The 19,717-nt window shown below is 55.2% G+C and carries 17 protein-coding genes; 15 read left to right on the top strand and 2 right to left on the bottom strand.

Annotation, left to right across the window (positions count from 1 at the left end; genetic code table 11):
* Positions 1-97: 97 nt before the first annotated feature.
* The gene (locus tag ABC336_RS09575; RefSeq protein ID WP_413238451.1) at positions 98-1,021 is read left to right on the top strand and encodes a stalk domain-containing protein; all 924 of its coding nucleotides are present in this window, start codon (positions 98-100) and stop codon (positions 1,019-1,021) included.
* Positions 1,022-1,262: 241 nt separating this feature from the next.
* Here ABC336_RS09575 and ABC336_RS09570 read toward each other — a convergent pair whose 3' ends face one another.
* Both ABC336_RS09570 and ABC336_RS09565 read right to left on the bottom strand, forming a co-directional pair.
* Entirely contained in the window at positions 1,263-1,745 is a 483-nt protein-coding gene (locus ABC336_RS09570; RefSeq protein ID WP_413238450.1) for an SRPBCC family protein, read from the bottom strand.
* 20 nt (positions 1,746-1,765) lie between these two features.
* Positions 1,766-2,083, bottom strand: coding sequence for an ArsR/SmtB family transcription factor (locus tag ABC336_RS09565; protein WP_413238449.1), 318 nt, complete (start codon positions 2,081-2,083; stop codon positions 1,766-1,768).
* Between the two features lie 283 nt (positions 2,084-2,366).
* Here ABC336_RS09565 and zupT point away from each other — a divergent pair, with 283 nt between their 5' ends.
* The 14 genes from zupT to galU all read left to right on the top strand — a co-directional run bounded on the left by zupT (position 2,367) and on the right by galU (position 19,544).
* Positions 2,367-3,167 (top strand): zinc transporter ZupT, encoded by an 801-nt coding sequence (gene zupT / locus ABC336_RS09560; protein WP_413238448.1) that lies wholly within the window; start codon positions 2,367-2,369, stop codon positions 3,165-3,167.
* A 162-nt stretch (positions 3,168-3,329) separates the two neighbouring features.
* Positions 3,330-4,274 carry a hypothetical protein gene (locus ABC336_RS09555; protein ID WP_413238447.1) on the top strand — a complete coding sequence of 315 codons (945 nt, stop codon included), beginning with the start codon at positions 3,330-3,332 and terminating at the stop codon, positions 4,272-4,274.
* Between the two features lie 399 nt (positions 4,275-4,673).
* The gene (locus ABC336_RS09550; protein ID WP_413238446.1) at positions 4,674-6,299 is read left to right on the top strand and encodes a right-handed parallel beta-helix repeat-containing protein; all 1,626 of its coding nucleotides are present in this window, start codon (positions 4,674-4,676) and stop codon (positions 6,297-6,299) included.
* Between the two features lie 364 nt (positions 6,300-6,663).
* The gene (locus ABC336_RS09545) at positions 6,664-7,797 is read left to right on the top strand and encodes a right-handed parallel beta-helix repeat-containing protein (RefSeq protein ID WP_413238445.1); all 1,134 of its coding nucleotides are present in this window, start codon (positions 6,664-6,666) and stop codon (positions 7,795-7,797) included.
* Between the two features lie 362 nt (positions 7,798-8,159).
* Positions 8,160-8,924: a YveK family protein gene (locus ABC336_RS09540; RefSeq protein ID WP_413238444.1), complete on the top strand. Its 765-nt coding sequence runs from the start codon at positions 8,160-8,162 to the stop codon at positions 8,922-8,924.
* Between the two features lie 85 nt (positions 8,925-9,009).
* A complete protein-coding gene (locus tag ABC336_RS09535; protein WP_413238443.1) occupies positions 9,010-9,702 on the top strand; it encodes a CpsD/CapB family tyrosine-protein kinase in 693 nt (230 codons plus the stop codon).
* Entirely contained in the window at positions 9,699-10,400 is a 702-nt protein-coding gene (locus ABC336_RS09530; protein ID WP_413238442.1) for a sugar transferase, read from the top strand. Before ABC336_RS09535 ends, ABC336_RS09530 begins: the two co-directional genes overlap by 4 nt.
* Before the next feature lie 207 nt (positions 10,401-10,607).
* Positions 10,608-11,765: a glycosyltransferase family 4 protein gene (locus tag ABC336_RS09525; protein ID WP_413238441.1), complete on the top strand. Its 1,158-nt coding sequence runs from the start codon at positions 10,608-10,610 to the stop codon at positions 11,763-11,765.
* A 254-nt stretch (positions 11,766-12,019) separates the two neighbouring features.
* Entirely contained in the window at positions 12,020-13,360 is a 1,341-nt protein-coding gene (locus tag ABC336_RS09520; protein ID WP_413238440.1) for a UDP-glucose dehydrogenase family protein, read from the top strand.
* Between the two features lie 19 nt (positions 13,361-13,379).
* Entirely contained in the window at positions 13,380-14,693 is a 1,314-nt protein-coding gene (locus ABC336_RS09515) for an O-antigen polymerase (protein WP_413238439.1), read from the top strand.
* Complete coding sequence (locus tag ABC336_RS09510) at positions 14,690-15,838, top strand: glycosyltransferase family 4 protein (protein ID WP_413238438.1); 1,149 nt, start codon at positions 14,690-14,692, stop codon at positions 15,836-15,838. Before ABC336_RS09515 ends, ABC336_RS09510 begins: the two co-directional genes overlap by 4 nt.
* 28 nt (positions 15,839-15,866) lie before the next feature.
* On the top strand, positions 15,867-17,000 hold the full coding sequence (locus ABC336_RS09505; protein WP_413238437.1) for a glycosyltransferase family protein: 1,134 nt from the start codon (positions 15,867-15,869) through the stop codon (positions 16,998-17,000).
* 17 nt (positions 17,001-17,017) lie between these two features.
* Positions 17,018-18,496 (top strand): MOP flippase family protein, encoded by a 1,479-nt coding sequence (locus ABC336_RS09500; RefSeq protein ID WP_413238436.1) that lies wholly within the window; start codon positions 17,018-17,020, stop codon positions 18,494-18,496.
* A gap of 106 nt (positions 18,497-18,602) precedes the next feature.
* Positions 18,603-19,544, top strand: coding sequence for a UTP--glucose-1-phosphate uridylyltransferase GalU (gene galU, locus ABC336_RS09495; RefSeq protein ID WP_413238435.1), 942 nt, complete (start codon positions 18,603-18,605; stop codon positions 19,542-19,544).
* The last annotated feature ends 173 nt before the right edge of the window (positions 19,545-19,717 follow it).

Raw genomic sequence — 19,717 nt, 5'->3', positions numbered from 1 at the left:
TGAGAACCAAACTCTCTGTTTGTTGTAACCTTTTCCCATTATGTTTCGTCTGGAGGTTGAGGTAGTCTCTGTACACATACGAAGAAGGAGCGTGAAGATGATGAAGAAATGGATGTCTGCGATGATGGCCGCAGCTTTTGTAGTTTCGCTTGTGCTGCTGCCGAAGCCTGCTGATGCTTGCTCTTGCATGCCTTCCCCCGGTCCGGCCGAAGAGATGGAGCGCCAGGAATTTGTGTTCTCCGGCGAGGTTGTGGAGATCGAGGAGCCTGCGGTTGTGGAGAGCTCCGGCGATCCGGTGACTGTGCATTTCGAAGTCGACACCGTATGGAAAGGCGAGATCGGCGCCCAGACCCAGGTATGGACGGCATACAGCAGCGCCACCTGCGGCTTCCACTTTGAAGTCGGTCAGCAATATATCGTGTACGGCACGATAGATGAAGAAGGCGGCCAGCATGTCGGTCTGTGCTCGCGGACAGCTCCGCTGGATCAGGCTGCTGAAGATCTGAGCATCCTGGGCGAAGGCGTGAAGCCGGGAGACGATGAAGGAGAAGCTGATCCGGTTGAAGCCGAAGAACCGACAGTAGAGGCGGAAGAGCCAGCAGAGCCTGGAGTTGAAGTGGAGGAGCCAGCCGTTGAGCAGCCGGTTCCCGTTGATGCTTCCGGCATCAGCATTGTCCTCGAGGGTGAGCGACTGGTATTGGATGTGCCGCCGTTCCTTCATAACGGCGTAACCTATGTACCGGTACGGGCGGCCGAAGCGATCGACGGCATCGAGATCGGGGCTTGGGACAGTGAGACCAAGTCTGTAACGATCCGTCACGAGTCTGGCGCTGTGCTGACCCTGAGAGCGAGCAGTTCGCTCTCCAGTGACGTGCAAGCGCTGAGCCTGGCCGAGGGCGAGCCCGTTCTCGTCGACGGTCGTATCATGGTGCCGGTGAGATTCATCGCCGAGTCCTTGGGATTGAGCGTCTCGTGGGATGGCGCCAGCAAGACGGTTTCGATCCAGCGTCCAGTTCAATAATTTAAGCATCTCCCACAAAGAGACCTTCTCCGGCTGGAGAAGGTCTCTTTGTGCTTGTTTAGGAAATGATGCAACTTTTGAAAATGTGGATAAGTAGATCGACGGAGTATGGAAGAAGACCGCTGAGGGTAGGGCTCGCTCACGATCGGACACAGTAGCCCTATTTTCGAGCAGGGAGTCTATTGTGTCCGTATCGCAGTGCCAACCTGCGTGAGCAGGTTTTGTTCAAATATAATTGACCTCATCCCTGCGCCAGCTGCGCAATCCGATCTGCATATTGCGGATGCAGATGGGACCAATGTTCCTCGCGATCGTCGATTGTGCGGCCGCCGAGCAAGGCTTCGATGACGTCCAGGCAGACGTGCCAACCGGCCAGATCCTTGGGCGAGTGGTCGGTAAGCTGACGGATTTTCTCGATCAGGACAAGCTTGCAGCCAGCCGGCTCAGGGTAGAGCTCGAATCGCACCTGATCCTCGCCCCAAGTATACTCCAGCACTTCCTGCCATTTCATCTCCAGGATCCGCAGCTCTTCGAAGGTACCATCCTGCATATCGAACTTGATCAGACCGCCCTCCTCCAGCGTCTCGACTTCCAGCTCGGAGAACCAGCGCTTGAGCTTGTCATTCTCAGTAAGATAGGCCCATACACGGTCGACGGGGTGTCCCAGATGCCGCTCGAAGCGAGCGGTGGTTCCTTCCGGAGTTTGGCTTAACAGGGCTAACATAATTGTCCTCCTTCAGATTATCAATTCTCTGATTCATCCAGTGCTTGCTCTAGCTGATCCAGCTTATCGGACCAATACTGGCGGTAAGGCTCAAACCAATGATCAACATGCTGCAGCGGGAGAGGATTCAAGCGATACAGATGCTGCTTGGCCTCTTTGCGCAGCGTCACCAGTCCTGCTTCCCGAAGGATGCGCAGATGCTTGGACACACCGGGCTGGCTGAGCGGCATCAATTGGACCAACTCGCCAACCGAGCGTTCGCGCATGCGTATCAAGTCCAGCATCTGTCGACGGTTGGGTTCGGCCAGGATCTCAAACAAATGATTCGTGTTATTCATAAATATATATTACTTCAATTTCATATTTCTTTCAAGTTATATTTCCGTTAAGGAATATGTACTCTACAGCTCTTACATTGACACGTCATAACTGACCAGATGCGTAACATATAATAGAAGAAACTAGTTGCTTGTTATTGTCACCATCAAAGCAATGGGCGAATACACTGGGCTTATGCATCATCAATCAGTTGGAAATGATAGTAGGCAAAGCGGCAAAAAAGCGGTATGCTAGGAAAAGCTGAGTGGAGCGTGACTATCAGGCGTATGAAAGGGTAAAATCATGGACGGGAATGTATTATTTGCTTTTGGCCTTACATTGATGGCAGGACTGGCTACAGGCATCGGAAGTCTGATCGCCTTTTTTGCTTCGACGACGAACACCAAGTTTTTGTCTGTATCGCTTGGCTTCTCGGCAGGTGTGATGATCTATGTGTCGATGATCGAGATTTTCGTCAAGGCACAGGATGCGCTTGTCTCAGCCAAGGGCGCAGAGGCAGGGAATTGGATTACAGTGGGTGCTTTCTTTGGCGGGATGCTGCTGATCGCGATGATCGACCGATTCGTCCCCAAGCAGGGCAACCCGCATGAGATGAAGAAGGTCGAGGATGCGGAGAAGCAGGTCAAAGACAAAGATCTGCTGCGGATGGGCACATTCACAGCCTTGGCTATCGCGATCCACAACTTCCCGGAAGGGATCGCTACGTTTACCTCGGCCCTGCAGGACCCGGGACTCGGGATCGCTATTGCAGTAGCCATCGCGATCCATAACATCCCCGAAGGCATTGCCGTCTCGGTGCCGGTCTACTATTCGACAGGCGACAAACGCAAAGCGTTCAAGCTGTCGTTTCTCTCAGGCTTGTCTGAGCCTGTGGGCGCGGTGGCAGCGTATTTTATCCTGATGCCTTATCTAAACGATACGATGTTCGGCATCATCTTTGCAGCGGTTGCGGGGATCATGGTGTTCATATCGCTTGACGGGCTGCTGCCCGCCGCCAAAAAATACGACGAAGGCCATTTGCCCATCTACGGACTCATTGCAGGCATGGCTGTGATGGCGATCAGTCTGTTGCTGTTTATCTGACAGGTTTATTATTCTCGTTCCCCGTCTAGTTGATGGGGACTATTTTGCATGGGAACCGAGAAAGGTTTACAATTTGGAGATAAAATTGTGATACCACGGAGACAGCTTATGGGTAATATGAGGTATATCCATCATATTCCTATAAAGAAGGTGCTTACAACGATGAAAAAAACGTCAACAATGTTGCCTCACGCCAAATTGTGGACTCTGACCGGTCTAGCTGCAGTGTTATTGGGAGCTCAGACGGCGGCGCCCGTCACCGTGCTGGCGGCCCCGACCTCTGCGCCGGCAGTAATAGCGTCTGCTGCATCGGAACAGGTCTATAACCGTTTCCTGGAGATGGTCCAGGCACCTAACCGGATCGGCTCATCCCTTGCGTACCTGCGGGCCCATATTACTGAAGTTACGCCTTATCAGGCTTCCCTGATGGTACTGCGTCTGGAGAACGCCCTCAAGCGCAATCTGCCGGCGATCGAGGAACGGTTCTTCGCGAGCAGCATCCAGGAAACGATCGGCAGCGTCTATCAGCCGGGGTTCGGCTTCGGCGATGTCCGCAGCCGGATCTCCGATACCGGGGTGCAGCAACTGCTCAACCAAGCCTCCGCCCAAGGGTACAAGCTCGAGACAGCGGAAGGGATGTATTATCCGATTATCAATTATTCGATCTTCCGGGAATTTCAAGAGCATGTGAATGAAGATATTCGGACGTACATCAATATTATGGCGGAGGAGTCCAAGCAGGCGTCAGTAAAGGATGCTGCGTTGGTCATCGGCTATCAGCAGCTCGTCAGACGGACACTGGCTATGGAGCAATTCGTGCTCAAGTTCCCGAACTCCAACCGGACGGCGGACGTCAAGGAACGGTTCGAGTTATACAAGAGCTTTACGTTTTACGGGACGAACAATACGCCTTTGTTTGATTATGAAACCAAGGCGATGAAGGAGAATGCACGGACCGGCTATACGAACATATTGCAATGGGTGTCGGTTGAATCCAGTCCTTACCTGGATACCCTGGCTGAATTTATGGATCTAGCAGCGGCCAATGATTATCAAGAAACGGCGGAGATCAGAGATTTTGTCCGCAATCAGGTATCGGCCAATTAAATCTTGAACAGTGTTTCAGTGTAGAGCAGGCTCTTCATCTCCTCTTGGGATGTGAAGGGCTTTTTTGTAGTGAAAATGTTTGAAAAGTATTAAGAGTATAAGCTCTCTTGTCGATACTATCCTTATGGAAAATTAATCTGAGTCATAAAATTCCTTGATTTCATTCCTTTTTTTCAAAAAAATAGAAGACGAATTATTCAAAATGAATAGATTTTCATAATTTCCTAAATAGTAATCTAACTTAATTTAGGTATACTAGAATAGTGAATTGAGCAGGGAATGCCATAGGGGGTGGATCAGGATCAGACGACAATGTGTGAGGATGCGAAATCGATGACGATGAAGTGCAGCGGCCATGACAACGCAGTCCCAATACCACAATCGGAGGTAGGATAAATTTTGAAATACAATCGAATATTGACTTGCATGCTCGTCGTTGTCCTTAGTCTGGGATTAGTCGGCTCAGTAAGCGCAAGGGCGGCAGAAATGACCCGGACGTTTCAGGCCTCACAGGATTATAGCGGCGTACAGGGCCAAGGCCAGTGGTTCAACCAGCGGCTATCGGGTACGGTATATCTGGATCTGGATTACCACGAGCAGTCCAAGCAATGGCAGGCCGATACCAAATATCCTTGGATATCCGCCACAGCGATGCATCCCGGACAGGACTTTGACGCGGTGCGCAAATGGGTGTCTCCAGGCAAAGGCAAGATCCGCATCTCGGGCACAGTGAGCAAAGGGGACAGCGAGGGCGACGGCGTATTGGCTACCATAAAGCGGAACACAGTTACGCTGTGGAGCTCCGAGATCAAGAGCGCTGAACCTGTTCATCCAACAGGAGTCGAGGCGATCGATGTTGACCAGGGAACCGAGATTTACTTTATCGTCAACCGGGTGAACCGGATCAATAACGACCACACGAATTGGAATCCGACCATCCATTATGAAGGCAATAAGCCGGGCGCGACCGCTCTCCCTCAGACACTTCAGGCCAAGGCGCCGCTCAGTGCCGAATTATCAGTTCAGGCTTGCGGGGCCGTGCCAAATGATGATAAAGACGATTATGCTGCATTTGTCGCTTGTATCGCCAAAGCACGCAGTACAGGACAGGAGCTGTACGTGCCTGAAGGAAGGTACCACCTGAGCAATATCATCACCTTGGACGGGGTTAGCATGAAAGGGGCAGGGATGGCTTCGACAGTGCTGATCTCAACCAACCCCGCTCGGGGCTCGATCGATATCAGAGGGGAAGGCGTCAAGGTCAGTGACTTCAAGCACGTATACAATACCACTGTACCGCGCGGTGACGGGTCCAATGAGAAGAACAGCTTCACGGTCCGGGGCGCCACAGGGTTCGAGCTCTCCAATCTTCATGTGGTCAAATCCAGTACCGCCGGCATTATGGTACGGGATGGAGCCTCAGACGGGTTAATCGCCCACAACATCGTCGAGTCGACGGGGGCAGACGGGATCCATGTCACCAGCGCCAGTCATAACATCCGGATCGAGTCCAATCACGTCAAGGCTACCGGCGATGACGGCATTGCAGTCGTCAGTTATGCCAAGGACCCGGCGGTCTCCCGCGACGTAACGATCCGCAAAAACAACATCGGCCATCAATCCAAGGCCAGAGGGATCGCCATCGTCGGCGCGCAGGACGTGCATATTGAGAACAACAATATCAAGGATACCATGATGGCCGGCATCTACATCTCCGTCGAGAAAACGTATGATACACGCAATGTAGAGCGGGTAACCGTCGTTGGCAACACGATCGATCATAGCGGGATGGACGCCGTTGCCAAGCATCCGAATATCCTCGTCTATGCATCTCAAGGGATGATCGACGAGGTCAAGTTCACGGGCAATACGATTACCAACGCAGCATACAGAGGGATAGGCGTTTGGGGAACCGGCCAAATCAAGAATATCTACTACAGCCAGAATAAACTGGTCCATCTCAAAAGCGGTGCAACTACCTTTACAAGCGGAACGATTCATCTGAGCGACAATATCGGTTTCTAAACATACAGACGAAACCATTCATTCCAAAGTTCATGAGAATATCATCAGAATTCTTTATCGGCAGCAGCTGCAACTGATGTCGATATGTCCGGGCCGATACCAGCTGCAACTGGTGTCGGCCTTGTTAATTACTAATATGTTATGGATGGCTGAAGCGAGCATTCATTGGCCGGAAGCCCTGAATTAATGGACAGCCTAGGCTATCATTACCCACTGCCCGATTCAATTAAACGTTTTCAGCCGCGGAAGTTTTGATTGGGATTCTCTCATCCTTGTTTATGACCACCCATTGGTGGTGATACGATAGGTAATAGCTTCAGTACCGTTAAGGTGCGGGGGTGATCGATCAGGATGGGGGAATGATATGAGCAAGACTGTCAGCAACAAACGGGTATGGCTGGCCGGCGCGACGCTGCTGCTGGTGCTGGCCGGCGCGGCGGTGCTGCTCTGGAGTCCATGGCAAGAGCCGCGGGATCCCAGAGGCTTGTCCTTGCTCGATTGCGGCGCTGTGCCGGATGATGGAGAGGACGATTTCGAGGCGATCAAACAGTGTATCGCAGAGGCTAGAGCGTCCGGGGGACAAGTGTTTATCCCGGAAGGCCAGTTCCATGCCAGCGATATCATCGAGATGGATGGCGTCAGCTTGATCGGCGCAGGACCCGAGGTGTCGGAGATCGTGTCGACCAATCCGGCGCGGGGGTCCATAGACTTGTCAGGCGAGGATGTCGCATTGCGTGATTTCAAGCATACGTACGAGTCGACCGTCCCCCGCGGCAACGGGGCCAACGACAAGAACAGCATCACGGTGAGGGGAGCCAACGGGTTCACGATCTCCGGCATCCATATCGATAAGTCCAGCACAGCGGGTATCTTGATCCGGGATCAGGCCACGGATGGCATCATCCGGGACAATCTTATCGAGAACACGGGTGCGGATGGCATCCATGTAACCAGCGGCAGTAATAATATGCTGATCGAGGGCAATGTTGTCCGCCAAGCGGGTGACGATACGATCGCTGTCGTCAGTTACGCCCGGGACGGGGGAATCGCCCATCGGATTACGATCCGGGACAACGATGTCGGCTACCAGTCGCGCGCTCGCGGGATCTCGGTCGTCGGCGGAGAGGATATCGAGATCGAGGGCAACACGATCCAACTGACCGACATGGCAGGGATCTATATCTCCGTCGAAGAGCAGTACGACACCAATAATACGAATCGGATCACGGTGCATAACAATATCATCGACTCGACAGGTCTGCGGGAGAACAGCGATCATCCCAATATTCTGGTCTATGCGTCTCAAGGGACACTGGATGACGTGACATTCACCAACAATACGATCAAAAATGCGACCCACAGCGGCATCGGCGTCTGGGGAGAAGGACAGATCGGCGATATCTATTTCCGTGCCAATAAGGTGATAGATTCTGCAGGCTCACCGACCGCTTTCAAAAAAGGAGATATCCATCTCGAAGAAAACCAAGGTTTTGAGTAGTGAACTAATGCTTTAGTATTGTTTTTCTAATATTTGGGTTTTTCAGCCGCGGTTGCTTATCGCGGTTTTTTTGCGCGTCTATATTAATTTATACTCATGCTAATTTCTATTTTTTGTAAGTCAGAAGATCGTTGATAACGCTTAATAAAAACGCTTACCTGCAATGATACTCGTTTTAATCAGAAAATAAAAGTTAATTCTTATCTTACTCAGATTAAAAAATTTTATTATTCATAATGTGAACTTTAAGGTCATTAGGACTTTAGTCCGCCTGATTCATTGTGTAAATGTGTTGTTTATAATTGCAAATACAAACGAGAGGACAAGCGTCAGGGAAACAAATGAGGAGACGGAGGTAAACCATGGAATTACAGGGATATTTGAGGGTTCTCAAACAAAGGTGGTGGATCGCCGCTGTATTGGCGGTTATGAGCTGCACTGCGGTATTTGTCTACAGCAATTACTATGTCCAACCGGTGTACCAAGCTTCAACCGATCTCATCGTCAATAAGCCGGCCGATACGGCCGCGACGACCGGGCAGCCGCAAGTCGATCAGAATTCGATCAATACGAATCTCATGCTCATCAACACGTACAAGCAGATTATCAAATCGCCGGCTGTCCTGCGACAGGTACTGGAGACCAACCCCGGCCTGGGGTTGACGACGCAGGAGCTAAACGAGAAAGTTACGATCGACTCGGTGCGAGATACTCAGATGATGACGATCAGTGTTCAGGACAGCTCGTATGAACAAGCTGCAGCGATCGTGACGGCGGTGTCCAATGGATTCCGCGAACGGGTCTCGACGGTTATGAACCTGGACAACGTAAGTGTGTTGAACGCAGCCGACCCGGCAGACAATCCTGCTCCGATCAATACCAACCACAACGTGTTGTATTTGTTCGCGCTCATGGTATCCGTCATGGTGGGGCTGGGGCTGATCTTCCTGCTCGACTACCTGGACGATACTGTCAAGTCGGAGCACCAGATCGAGCAGGTGCTGGGACTGACACTGCTCACCAAAGTCCCGAAAATCCGGAGCAAAGATATGGCAAGGCAGGCAAGCATGAAGGTCAAGCAGCCTGAGCAGGCCGCGGTTCTTCGCTCCAATAACAGCAGAGTGTAGTAAAACAAACCATAATCAGGTACGCGGATTGTTTTGGCCAACAAGTCTGTATAGGATGAACCGAATGAGAGGGTGGGCATGGCATATGGCAAGAGGAAGCAATGAATATCTGTTGGTTACAAAAGAAAACCCGAGCTCGTCGATCTCTGAAGCCTATAAAACACTGCGGACTAATATTCGTTTCTCTGCAGTGGGCAAGGCAGTCAAGGTACTCTTGGTTACTTCGGCCGGTCCGGAAGAAGGGCGGACGACCACGGCGGCCAATCTGGCGGTTACCTACGCGCAGGAAGGCAAAAATGTGCTGCTGATCGACGGTGATCTGCGGCGGCCGGCCATCCATCACATCTTCAACCTGCCCGGCAATCTGGGGCTGTCGGATCTGCTCGTAGATGATCGCAGGCCGTCCGGTGTTATCTCCAAGTCGGGTGTGAAGGGACTATCGATCCTGCCGGCGGGCAGCATCCCGCCCAATCCGTCGGAGCTGCTCGGCTCGGTCCGAATGGATGAGATCCTGCAGGAGCTGCGTGAGGGATATGAGGTCATCATCATCGACTCGCCTCCTGCATTGTCTGTCACCGATGCCCAGATCTGGGGAGCGATGAGCGACGGCGTCGTGCTGGTCATCCGTTATGGCAAAGTGCCGTTGGAGGACATCCGGACGCTGAAGTCGGGGATGGAGCATGTGCAGGCCCAAATACTGGGCGTTGTCTTGAACCGGAGCACCAGGTCCAAAAAAGACAGCTACTACAAAAACTACTACGGGAGGAATAGCGGATGAACAACCGGAAGTCAGGGGCAGCCGTCTACGCCGCCGTGTCGTCAGCCCCAGGGGAGAACGCATCTGAAACGGTGAAGACGGGACTGCATTTTGCGTTCGTCAAACGCAGCATGGATCTGCTGGCTGCAGGCTTCGGTCTGATCTTCCTGCTGCCGGTCTTCCTCGTCATCGCCGTATTGATCAAGCTCGAGGATCCCAAAGGACCGGTATTCTTCCGGCAGCCCCGGATCGGCAAGCATCACAAGATGTTCACGATCTACAAGTTCCGCTCGATGGTGACGAGCAGCGAGCAGCGGCTGAGGGAAGACAAGGAGCTCTACCAGAAATATGTCGACAACAACTATAAGCTCGAGCAGGATGAGGATCCGCGGATTACCCGAATCGGCCGCTTCCTGCGCAAGACGAGCCTCGACGAGCTGCCTCAGCTGATCAATGTCATCAAAGGCGAGATGAGCCTGGTCGGTCCCCGCCCGGTCGTCGCCGAGGAGCTCAAAGAGTATCGCGAGAAGAAGAGCGAATTCCTCTCGGTCAAGCCCGGGATTACCGGCTACTGGCAGGTGAGCGGACGCAGCGACGTCGGCTACCCCGAGCGTGTTGACCTCGAGCTGCATTACGTCTATAACCGGACGATCTGGCTGGATATCAAGATCCTGTTCTTCACCGTTTGGAGCGTATTGCTCAAGAAGGGCGCTTATTAAAAAGGGGATGAAGTAGAAGCCTGCGCGGGTCGGATCATTCTTCCGATCGCTGTTGTCCCCAGATTTCTTGATTCTTTTATCCCTTCCAGGGTAGAAATCCGGGGACAAAGGCGAGCGTTCCACTTCTCCAGAACGATTCCGCCCTCTCCGGCACTTTTTCATCTCATTTTGAATAGCTGAAGAAAAAAGCAAAGGATGGATATCACGATGAAAGTAGCGATCGTTCACGATTGGCTGACCACCTACGCGGGGTCGGAGAAAGTGTTGGAGCAGATGCTCCAGCTGTATCCAGAGGCGGATCTGTATGCGACCGTCGACTTTCTTAGCGAAGAGGACCGGGCTTTCCTGCAGGGCAAGCCTGTCCGCACCACCTTTATCCAACGGATGCCGATGGCCAAGAAGAAGTACAGGCAGTATCTGCCGTTCATGCCGTTTGCGATCGAGCAGTTCGACCTGTCGTCCTACGACCTGATCCTCTCCAGCTCGCATGCCGTATCCAAAGGCGTGATCACCGGGCCCAACCAGCTGCACGTCTCCTACGTGCACTCCCCGATCCGCTATGCCTGGGATATGCAGCACCAGTATCTCCGCGAGTCCAATCTGGAGCGGGGGATGAAAGGGCTGCTCGCCAAGCTGATCCTGGGCCGCATGCGCATGTGGGATTACCGAACCTCCAACGGCGTCGATTCCTTCATCGCCAACTCGGGCTTCATCTCCAAAAGGATCTGGAAGGTCTATCGCAGAGAATCGGAGGTCATCTACCCGCCGGTCAACGTCAAGGCTTTCGCCTACAACGAAAAGAAGGAGCCCTTCTACCTGACCGCATCGCGGATGGTGCCTTACAAGAAGATGGATCTGATCGTCCAGGCCTTCGCCGCCATGCCGGACAAGAAGCTGGTCGTTATCGGCGACGGACCGGACATGCCCAAGGTCCAGCAGCACGCCCAAGGCGCGCCGAATATCGAGGTGCTCGGTTACCAGTCGGATGAGGTGCTCATCGATCATATGCAGCGCGCTCAGGCGTTCGTGTTTGCCGCCGAAGAAGACTTCGGCATCACCGTCGTCGAAGCCCAAGCCTGCGGTACGCCGGTCATCGCCTTCGGCAGAGGCGGCTCGCTGGAGACCGTGCGGGGACTCGAGGAGACCAATCCGACCGGCGTGTTCTTCCATGAGCAGCAGGTCGACTCGATCGTGGACGGCGTACGGCGTTTCGAGCAGGAGCGGGCCCGGATTGCTCCGGGCAACTGCCGCAAGAACGCCATGGGCTTCACGCCTGAAGCCTTCCGCAGCAATCTCAAGCAGCACATCGACCAGAGGGTCCATCAAGCGAGCAAGCCTCCAAGCAAGCAGATGGCTGTGCTTTGAATAAATACCTATGTGATGATTGGAAGCCTGGGTTGGGTGTAGTTGGTGAAAGATGCCAAAGAGGTACGGAATTGTCCTGGAGAAGCGATAGCGCTCGCCTTTGTTCCCGGAATTCACCCTTATCCATGGAGTTCAGAAAATTCTGGGAACAACAGCGATCGGAAGGACAATCCGTTACCCGCGGGCTTACTTTTTCACCGCCTTTAACTACATCCCTATAGGCACCACACATCACAATGAAAAGGAGTGACCCCATGAAGTTGACGTTTATCGGAACAGGCTACGTCGGTCTCGTCTCAGGCGTATGTTTCTCGAAGCTGGGCAATCACGTCACTTGCGTGGACAAGGACGAGGCCAAGATCGCCAGGCTGAACGCCGGCGAAGCACCGATCTATGAGCCCGGCCTGGAAGAGCTCATGGCCGAAGGCAAGCAAGCGGGACGGCTGCAATTTACAAGCGGACTGGCCGGTGCGGTGCAGACGGCGGAGGTGGTCTTCATCTGCGTCGGCACGCCGTCGCTGCCGAGCGGTGAAGCCAATCTGGCGTTTATCAAGCAGGCGGCACAGGATATCGCACTGGCGATGAACGGCTACAAGGTCATCGTCGTCAAGAGCACCGTGCCTGTCGGCACGAACGATCTGATCGCCTCGATCATCGGCCAGCTCAGCCCGCATCCGTTTGATGTCGTCTCCATCCCCGAGTTCCTCCGGGAAGGATCGGCCATCAAGGATACGCTCCATCCCGACCGGATCATCATCGGCACTGACAGTCCGCAGGCAGCCGAGCGGCTGACCGAGCTGCATCGGCCGCTGACCGAGCGGATCATGGTGACGGAGCGCCGGAGCGCGGAGATGATCAAGTACGCCTCCAATGCCTTCCTGGCGACCAAGATATCATTCATCAACGAAATTGCGAATATATGCGAGAAAGTCGGCGCGGATGTGACGCAGGTGGCCAAAGGCATGGGCTACGATCAGCGGATCGGCGGCTCCTTCCTGCAAGCGGGCATCGGGTATGGCGGCTCGTGCTTCCCCAAGGACACCGACGCGCTGATCCAGATTGCGGGCAATGTCGACTATGAGTTCAAGCTGTTGAAATCCGTAGTCGAAGTGAACAAGGACCAGCGCTGGAGCGTCATCGACAAGCTGCTTCATTCGCTGGGAGAGCTAAAGGGCAAGCGGATCGGCATCTGGGGACTGGCCTTCAAGCCCAATACCGATGATGTGCGAGAAGCGCCGGCACTGGACATCATCGCAGCGCTGCTGGGAGCGGGCGCCGAGGTGCAGGCTTATGATCCGGTGGCAACCGCCAACTTCCGCAGCGTGTTTGGCCGCGAAGCCGAGGTGCAATGGATGAACAGTCCGCTCGCCGCCGCCGAGGCCTGCGACGCGCTGTGCCTGCTGACCGATTGGTCCGAATTCGCTTCGATCGATCTGGTCCGCGTCCATGGGCTCATGCGCAGGCCGATCCTGATCGACGGGCGCAACGTCTACACCAAGGAGCAGATCGACGGCGCTGCCCTCCAGTACTATTCCGTAGGCCGTCCGCAATACGGCAGTCTCGAAGCCTATGAGGAACTGCCGATCAAGCTGTAGAACAGGGGAGATCACCGGCATGAACAAGAAACCATATCAAGGGTTCTCCTTGTGGTGGATGAATCCGACCTATCTCTTCGTGCTGGTGATGGGGGTCGTCATCAGCGGCGCCTACCTGATCCCCGCTGCAAGCTATGAAAGTTTCTATCGGGTAGACAAATTTATCAACGGCCAGAACATCTGGTACAGCATCCTGCCTGCGGTCTTCTTCGTCGCAGGGACGATGCTGGCGCGGATCACGACCCGGGGGATGGCGCCAGCGGCCGTCTTCGAGAAAAGCGTGATTCAGCGGGAAGGCTTCGTGCGATTCTGCATCGGGCTGCTGTTCGCCTTCACCATGTTCGGCTATATGGCCTGGTTCCTGATCATGGTTCGAAACGGATTGTCCGTCGGACTGTTCCTCAACGTGCTGCGGGGCGAGCCCGGGGCCATCTACCAGATCACCCACAACTTTGAGATGATCACAGGCGTCACTTCGTTTACGAACTTTGGCATCCCATTTACAATTCTGGCCGTTTACTACATGTGTCTGCACCGTCGGCTCACGTATATCCCGATGCTGGCCGTCGTCTCGACGTTGACGCTGTTCCGCGCGATCTTCTTCTCGGAGCGGCTGGCGATTCTTGAGATCATGCTGCCGGCGGCGATCATCTTCATCGCGATGCGCCTGAAGAGCGGACGCAGACTGCCCCTGGTAAGACTTTATCCGCTGTTTGCGGTAGGCGGGCTGATCGTATTCTTTGGTCTAAGCGAATATTTTCGCTCCTGGACAAGCTACTACGTCAACATCTACCCCTCCTTCTGGGACTTCATGGTGACGCGGTTCTTCGGCTACTACGTAACGGCGATGAATACGGGCACGCTTTATATCGAGCAGCTCGGTTTCCAGTCGCTGCCCTTTCCGTACTTCACCTGGGAGTGGATGTGGAATTTTCCGGGTATCGGAGGTCAGGCTTATCCGGCTGCCTTCGGCGTTGTTCCCGGTACTGAACTTACGAATACTCTGGAGACCCTGGGCAACCCGGAGTTCAACAATCCGTCGGGATTGCTGCTGCCCTATCATGATTACGGCCTCGCAAGCTCCATGGTGTACTGGCTGATCATCGGCTTTGTCAGCGGACTCTTGTACACCTGGTTCCAGAAGGGGCACACCTTCGGCATGATCCTCTACCCCATCTGGATGGTCGGGATCCTGGAGGTGCCGAGGTATCTGTATTTTAGCAGCGGCAGATTTTTTCCATGCTGGATTGTGCTCCTGATCTTCGCGCTGGTGATCCATTACAATACACGCAAAATGCCAAGCTGGCATCTGGTAGGAGGGAAAAGCGGATGAGTACGACAACGATCTATATCAACGGCAGGTTCCTGACGCACAGCATCACCGGCGTGCAGCGCTACGCGATGGAGCTGATCCGTCAGATGGATGCGATGATCGGCGAAGGCGACCCGGCTTTTGCGCCATACCGCTTTGTCATCCTGGCGCCGCACGGCGAGCTGCAAAAGCTGGAGCTGACGCACATCGAGCAGCGCCAGGTCGGGCCGCTCAGCGGTCACCTGTGGGAGCAGCTGACACTGCCGCTTCATACGACGGACGGCTTCCTGCTCAACCTGTGCAATACCGCGCCGCTGTTCAAGCGGAGCCAGGCGGTGACGATGCACGATGCAGCCGTCTACGCCGTTCCCCAGACCTACTCCTGGGCCTTCAAGGCCTGGTACAAGATCGTCTTCCGGACGGTCGGGATGACCGCCAGGCGCATCATCACCTGCTCGGAGTTCTCCAAGCAGCAGTTGATAAAATACGTGGGCATCAAGGAAGACAAGCTGCAGACGATCTATCACGGCAAGGAGCATATGCTGGATACGCCGATCGCAGACGGATATACCGAGGCGAAAGGGCTGGAGCGGCCGTTCGTGCTGGCCGTCAGCAGCATGAGCCCCAACAAGAACTTCCGTGCTATCGTCGCGGCCCTGGAGCTGATCGGCGACAAAGACTTCGACGTGGTGATCGCCGGCGGCAAGAGCAACATCTTCAACGAGACAACGCCCGGCGGCGAATCGTCCGGCAGGGTCCACTATCTGGGCTATGTGGCAGAGGAGGAGTTGCGGGCGTTGTACGACAAGGCAGCATGCTTCGTCTTCCCGTCGTTCTACGAGGGGTTCGGGCTGCCGCCGCTGGAGGCGATGGCCTGCGGCGCTCCGGTGATCGCCTCGGGGGCCGCCTCGCTCCCCGAGGTGTGCGGGGATGCGGTACTCTATTGCGACCCGCATGACCCGCAGGATATCGCCGATCAGATCCGCCGGGTCATGGGCGATCCGCAGCTCCGCGAGGAGCTCCGCGCCAAGGGCAGGGCGCAGGCGGCCAAGTTCTCCTGGAGCCGCTGCGCCCGCGAGACGATCGGCGCCGTCGCCCGGGCGCTGGGCACGAGCGAGGTGTACCGGGAGCGGCAGGCCGGCAAGAGCGCGATTGCCAGAAAGTAATCTCACTGTAAAAGAGGGGTCAGCGCAGATGAATATCATGTTCGCAAGCCATACGTATATGGGCGGGCCGTTCGTAGTCGGCTCGCACCATCTGGCCAGAGAGATGGAGAAGCTGGGACACGCCGTCCTGCACGTGAGTACGCCGATCACGCCGTTCCATCTGCTCAAGCTCCGCAACCCGGACTACCGCGAGCGGTTCCGGATCCTGACTGGCCGCAGCAAGAGCGCCAGCCCGCGCCTCATCAACTCGGTGCCGCTCTCCTGGTTCACCTGGAAGATGGCCGGACCAATCTTCCAGCGGACGGGCAAGAACTGGATGGTCCCGTCCATGAAGCAGCTGCTGCGCAAGCACGGCATGGACAAGGTCGACATCCTGTTCATCGACCAGCCGAGCTTCGTCGGTCTGGAGAAGGTGGTGAAGCCCGAGGTGACCGTGTACCGGCCTACGGATCTGTACAGCAAGCTGACGGGCAACGAGACGATCGCCGCTGCCGAAGCAGCGATCCTGGCTGACGCGCAGGCGCTCGTCTCGACATCCTCTCCGGTGCTGGAAGAGCTGCAGGGCTACAATCCGCAGATCCCGACACTGCTGCTGGAGAACGGCGTCGAGTACGACCACTTCGCCAGCTGCGCGCAGGAGCCGGAGGAGCTGCGGGATATCCCGCATCCACGTGCCACCTACGTCGGCGCGCTCGACGAGCGGCTCGACCGCGAGGCGCTGCTGCGGCTGGCACAGCAGCAGCCGGACACGAGCGTCGTCATCATCGGTCCGCATACGCCGGAGGACGAGGCCTACTTCGCCGGCTGTCCCAATGCTTATCTGCTGGGTGCCAAGCCGTATGCGCGGATGCCGGACTTCCTGCACCACTCGGATCTGGCGCTGCTGCCGCTCAGCGACCACTCGGCCAACCGGGGCCGCAGCCCGATGAAGCTGTACGAGTATGCCGCAGCCGGCCTGCCGGTCGTCGTCACGGAGACGCCGGAGCTGCTGCGCCGGCAGGAGGATTTCCTCCACTTCTACCAGAGCAGCCAAGACTTTCCGGCCAAAGTACAGGAGGCGCTGGCGCTGCGGCAGGACAAGGACCGCGTCCGCAGCCTGGCCCGCAGCCACGCCTGGGATGCCAAGGCCACGCGCCTGCTTGATTTCGTAAGCAACTTGTAAGGAGGAGCCCGGAGACCATGTCATTAAAAGGCAAAGGCATAGCTGCGATGAAATGGTCCAGCTTGTCCACCGTCATATCTATCGTGATCCAAATGCTGCAGCTCGTCATCCTCTCACGCCTTCTCAGCCCGGAAGACTACGGTCTGATGGGCATGATCATGGTCGTCGTCGCTGCAGCCGTAAATTTCAGTGATATGGGAATCTCCAACGCGATCATCCATCGCCAGGACGTGACGCGCAATCATTTGTCGACACTGTATATTCTCAATATCGGTACCAGCGCAATACTCTGTCTGGTCATCTTCCTCTCGGCACCACTGGTGGCCGCATTCTACAATGAGCCGCGCCTGGTCGAGCTGGTGCAGTGGATGTCGCTGCTCTGTTTGTTTCCCGCCTTCGGGCAGCAGTTTGAGGTGATGTTCCGCAAGGAGCTGAAGTTCAATAACATCGCCAAGATTCATATCCTGGGCTACACCTCCGGGTTTGTCGTCGCGGTACTGGGCGCATTTTTCGGCTATGGCGTCTATGCGCTGATCGGCTCGCATCTGACCAATGCGCTGGTGCGTTCCCTCGGTCTGGTGGCGATCGGCTGGCGCGTCTGGACGCCTAAGCTGCACTTCGCGCGGACCGATCTGAAGGGATATCTCAGCTTTGGCGTCTATCAGATGTCCTCCAATGTGCTGCAGTCGCTGATCTCCAATCTCGATTATCTGATCATCGGCCGGCTGTTCGGAGCGCAGGTGCTGGGGTATTACAACTTCGCCTACCAACTGGTGTATATGCCGCACCAGAAGATCGGCCCGCTGGTCAATACCGTGGCGCTGCCGCTGTTCGCCAAGATGCAAAACGATACGATCCAGCTGCGCGAGGGCTTCCTCAAGGTGCTGAACGGTGTCACGATGCTCAACGCGCCGATCTATCTGGGAATCGTCGTCACGGCGCCGGTACTCGTACCGTTCGTCTTTGGCGACCAATGGCTGCCGAGTGTCGTGTTGATCCAGATCCTGGGGGTCATGATGCTCATCCGCTCGATGATCATCCCGATCCAGCCGCTGCTGCAGTCCAAGGGCAGAGCGGATATCTACTTCCGCTACACGCTGATCAACGTGGCGCTCCAAGTACCGATCCTGATCATCGGCGGAATGGTTGGCGGCAGCGTAGGCGTCGCACTCGCATTCATCCTGGTGCAGGTGCTGCTGTTCGGCATCCAATACACGTATGCGGTACGCAAGATGGTGGGCCCTTGTCTGCCCAACTATCTGCGAAGCGTCTTGCCGGGCTTGCTGTGCGGGAGCGCAATGCTTGCCGGGGTGCTGCTCTTCAACTACCTGTATGAGCTGATGATCGGCAGTGTGCCGCACTTCATCCTGCAGGTCGCGGTTGGCATGATCCTGTACGGGGTCATCGTCTACACCTTCGTACCGGAGGTTGTTCAATTCGCCAAGGAGATGGTCAAGCGCAAGGTCGGCAAGAACAAAAAAGCGCCATCCGTTTGAGGGCGCGAGAAATGAGAACCATTAAGAATTCATCATAAACATAACCCTGTCCGCACAATGCGCGTCTGGAATAGAAGGACCAACAAACCAACAGGAGGTTATCCCAATGTCAAAAATCAAAAAAGCGATTATCCCGGCGGCCGGTCTGGGGACTCGGTTCCTGCCAGCAACCAAAGCCATGCCCAAGGAAATGCTGCCGATTGTAGACAAGCCGACGATTCAATACATCGTAGAGGAAGCGATCGACTCGGGGATTGAAGATATCATCATCGTCACCGGCCGCAGCAAGCGGTCGATCGAAGATCACTTCGACAAGAATCATGAGCTGGAAGCCGACCTGGAGGACAAGAATAAAAACGAACTGCTGGACATCGTCCGCGAGGTGACCAATCTGGTCGAGATCCATTGTGTACGCCAGAAAGAGCCGCTCGGACTGGGTCATGCCATCTGGTGCGCCCGCAAATTCATCGGCAACGAACCGTTCGCCGTCCTGCTCGGCGATATGATCATCGACAGCAAGGTGCCTTGCCTGAAGCAGATGATGGATGTGTACGACGAGCGTGAGGCGAGCGTGATCGCGGTGGAGGAAGTACCGTGGAAGGACGTCAGCAGCTATGGCGTCATCGAGGGCAAGCGCGTATCGAACCAGCTGGAGCTGATCACGAACCTGGTGGAGAAGCCCAAGACGAACCCGCCGTCCAATCTGGCGATCATCGGCCGTTACATCCTGGACGCCGAGATCATGAATATCCTCGAACATATCCAGCCAGGTGTCGGCGGCGAGATCCAACTTACCGACGCGCTCAAGGAACTGGCCCATCTGCAGGAGATGTACAGCTTCAGCTACGAGGGCAAGCTCTACGATGTCGGCAGCAAGATCGGCTATCTGAAGGCCAATATCGATTTTGCCCTGATGCGCGATGAGCTCGGCGGCGATCTGCTCTCCTATATGGAGCAAGCCGTCGCCAGCCGCACCCAGCCGATTGAGAGCAAGATCGAGGCTGTCCTCAAGGAGCGCGAGCGTGAAGCGAAGCTTAAGATTGTCTAGTAAAAATAAAGGTCAAAAAATCGGTTTTCAGCACCGAGAAGGTTGGATGCAGGAGGAAATGAGGAGCGGAGCGTAGTGGCAGCTACGTGAGCACCGGAAGTTCCGACTGCATTCAAACTTCGATGTCGAATAAGCTTCAAAGCAACACATCGTGATCAAAAGCGCTTTTTTGA

Source organism: Paenibacillus jepli (assembly GCF_047238105.1).
Lineage (GTDB): Bacteria > Bacillota > Bacilli > Paenibacillales > Paenibacillaceae > Paenibacillus_D.
This window is presented reverse-complemented; position numbering and strand designations above follow the sequence as displayed.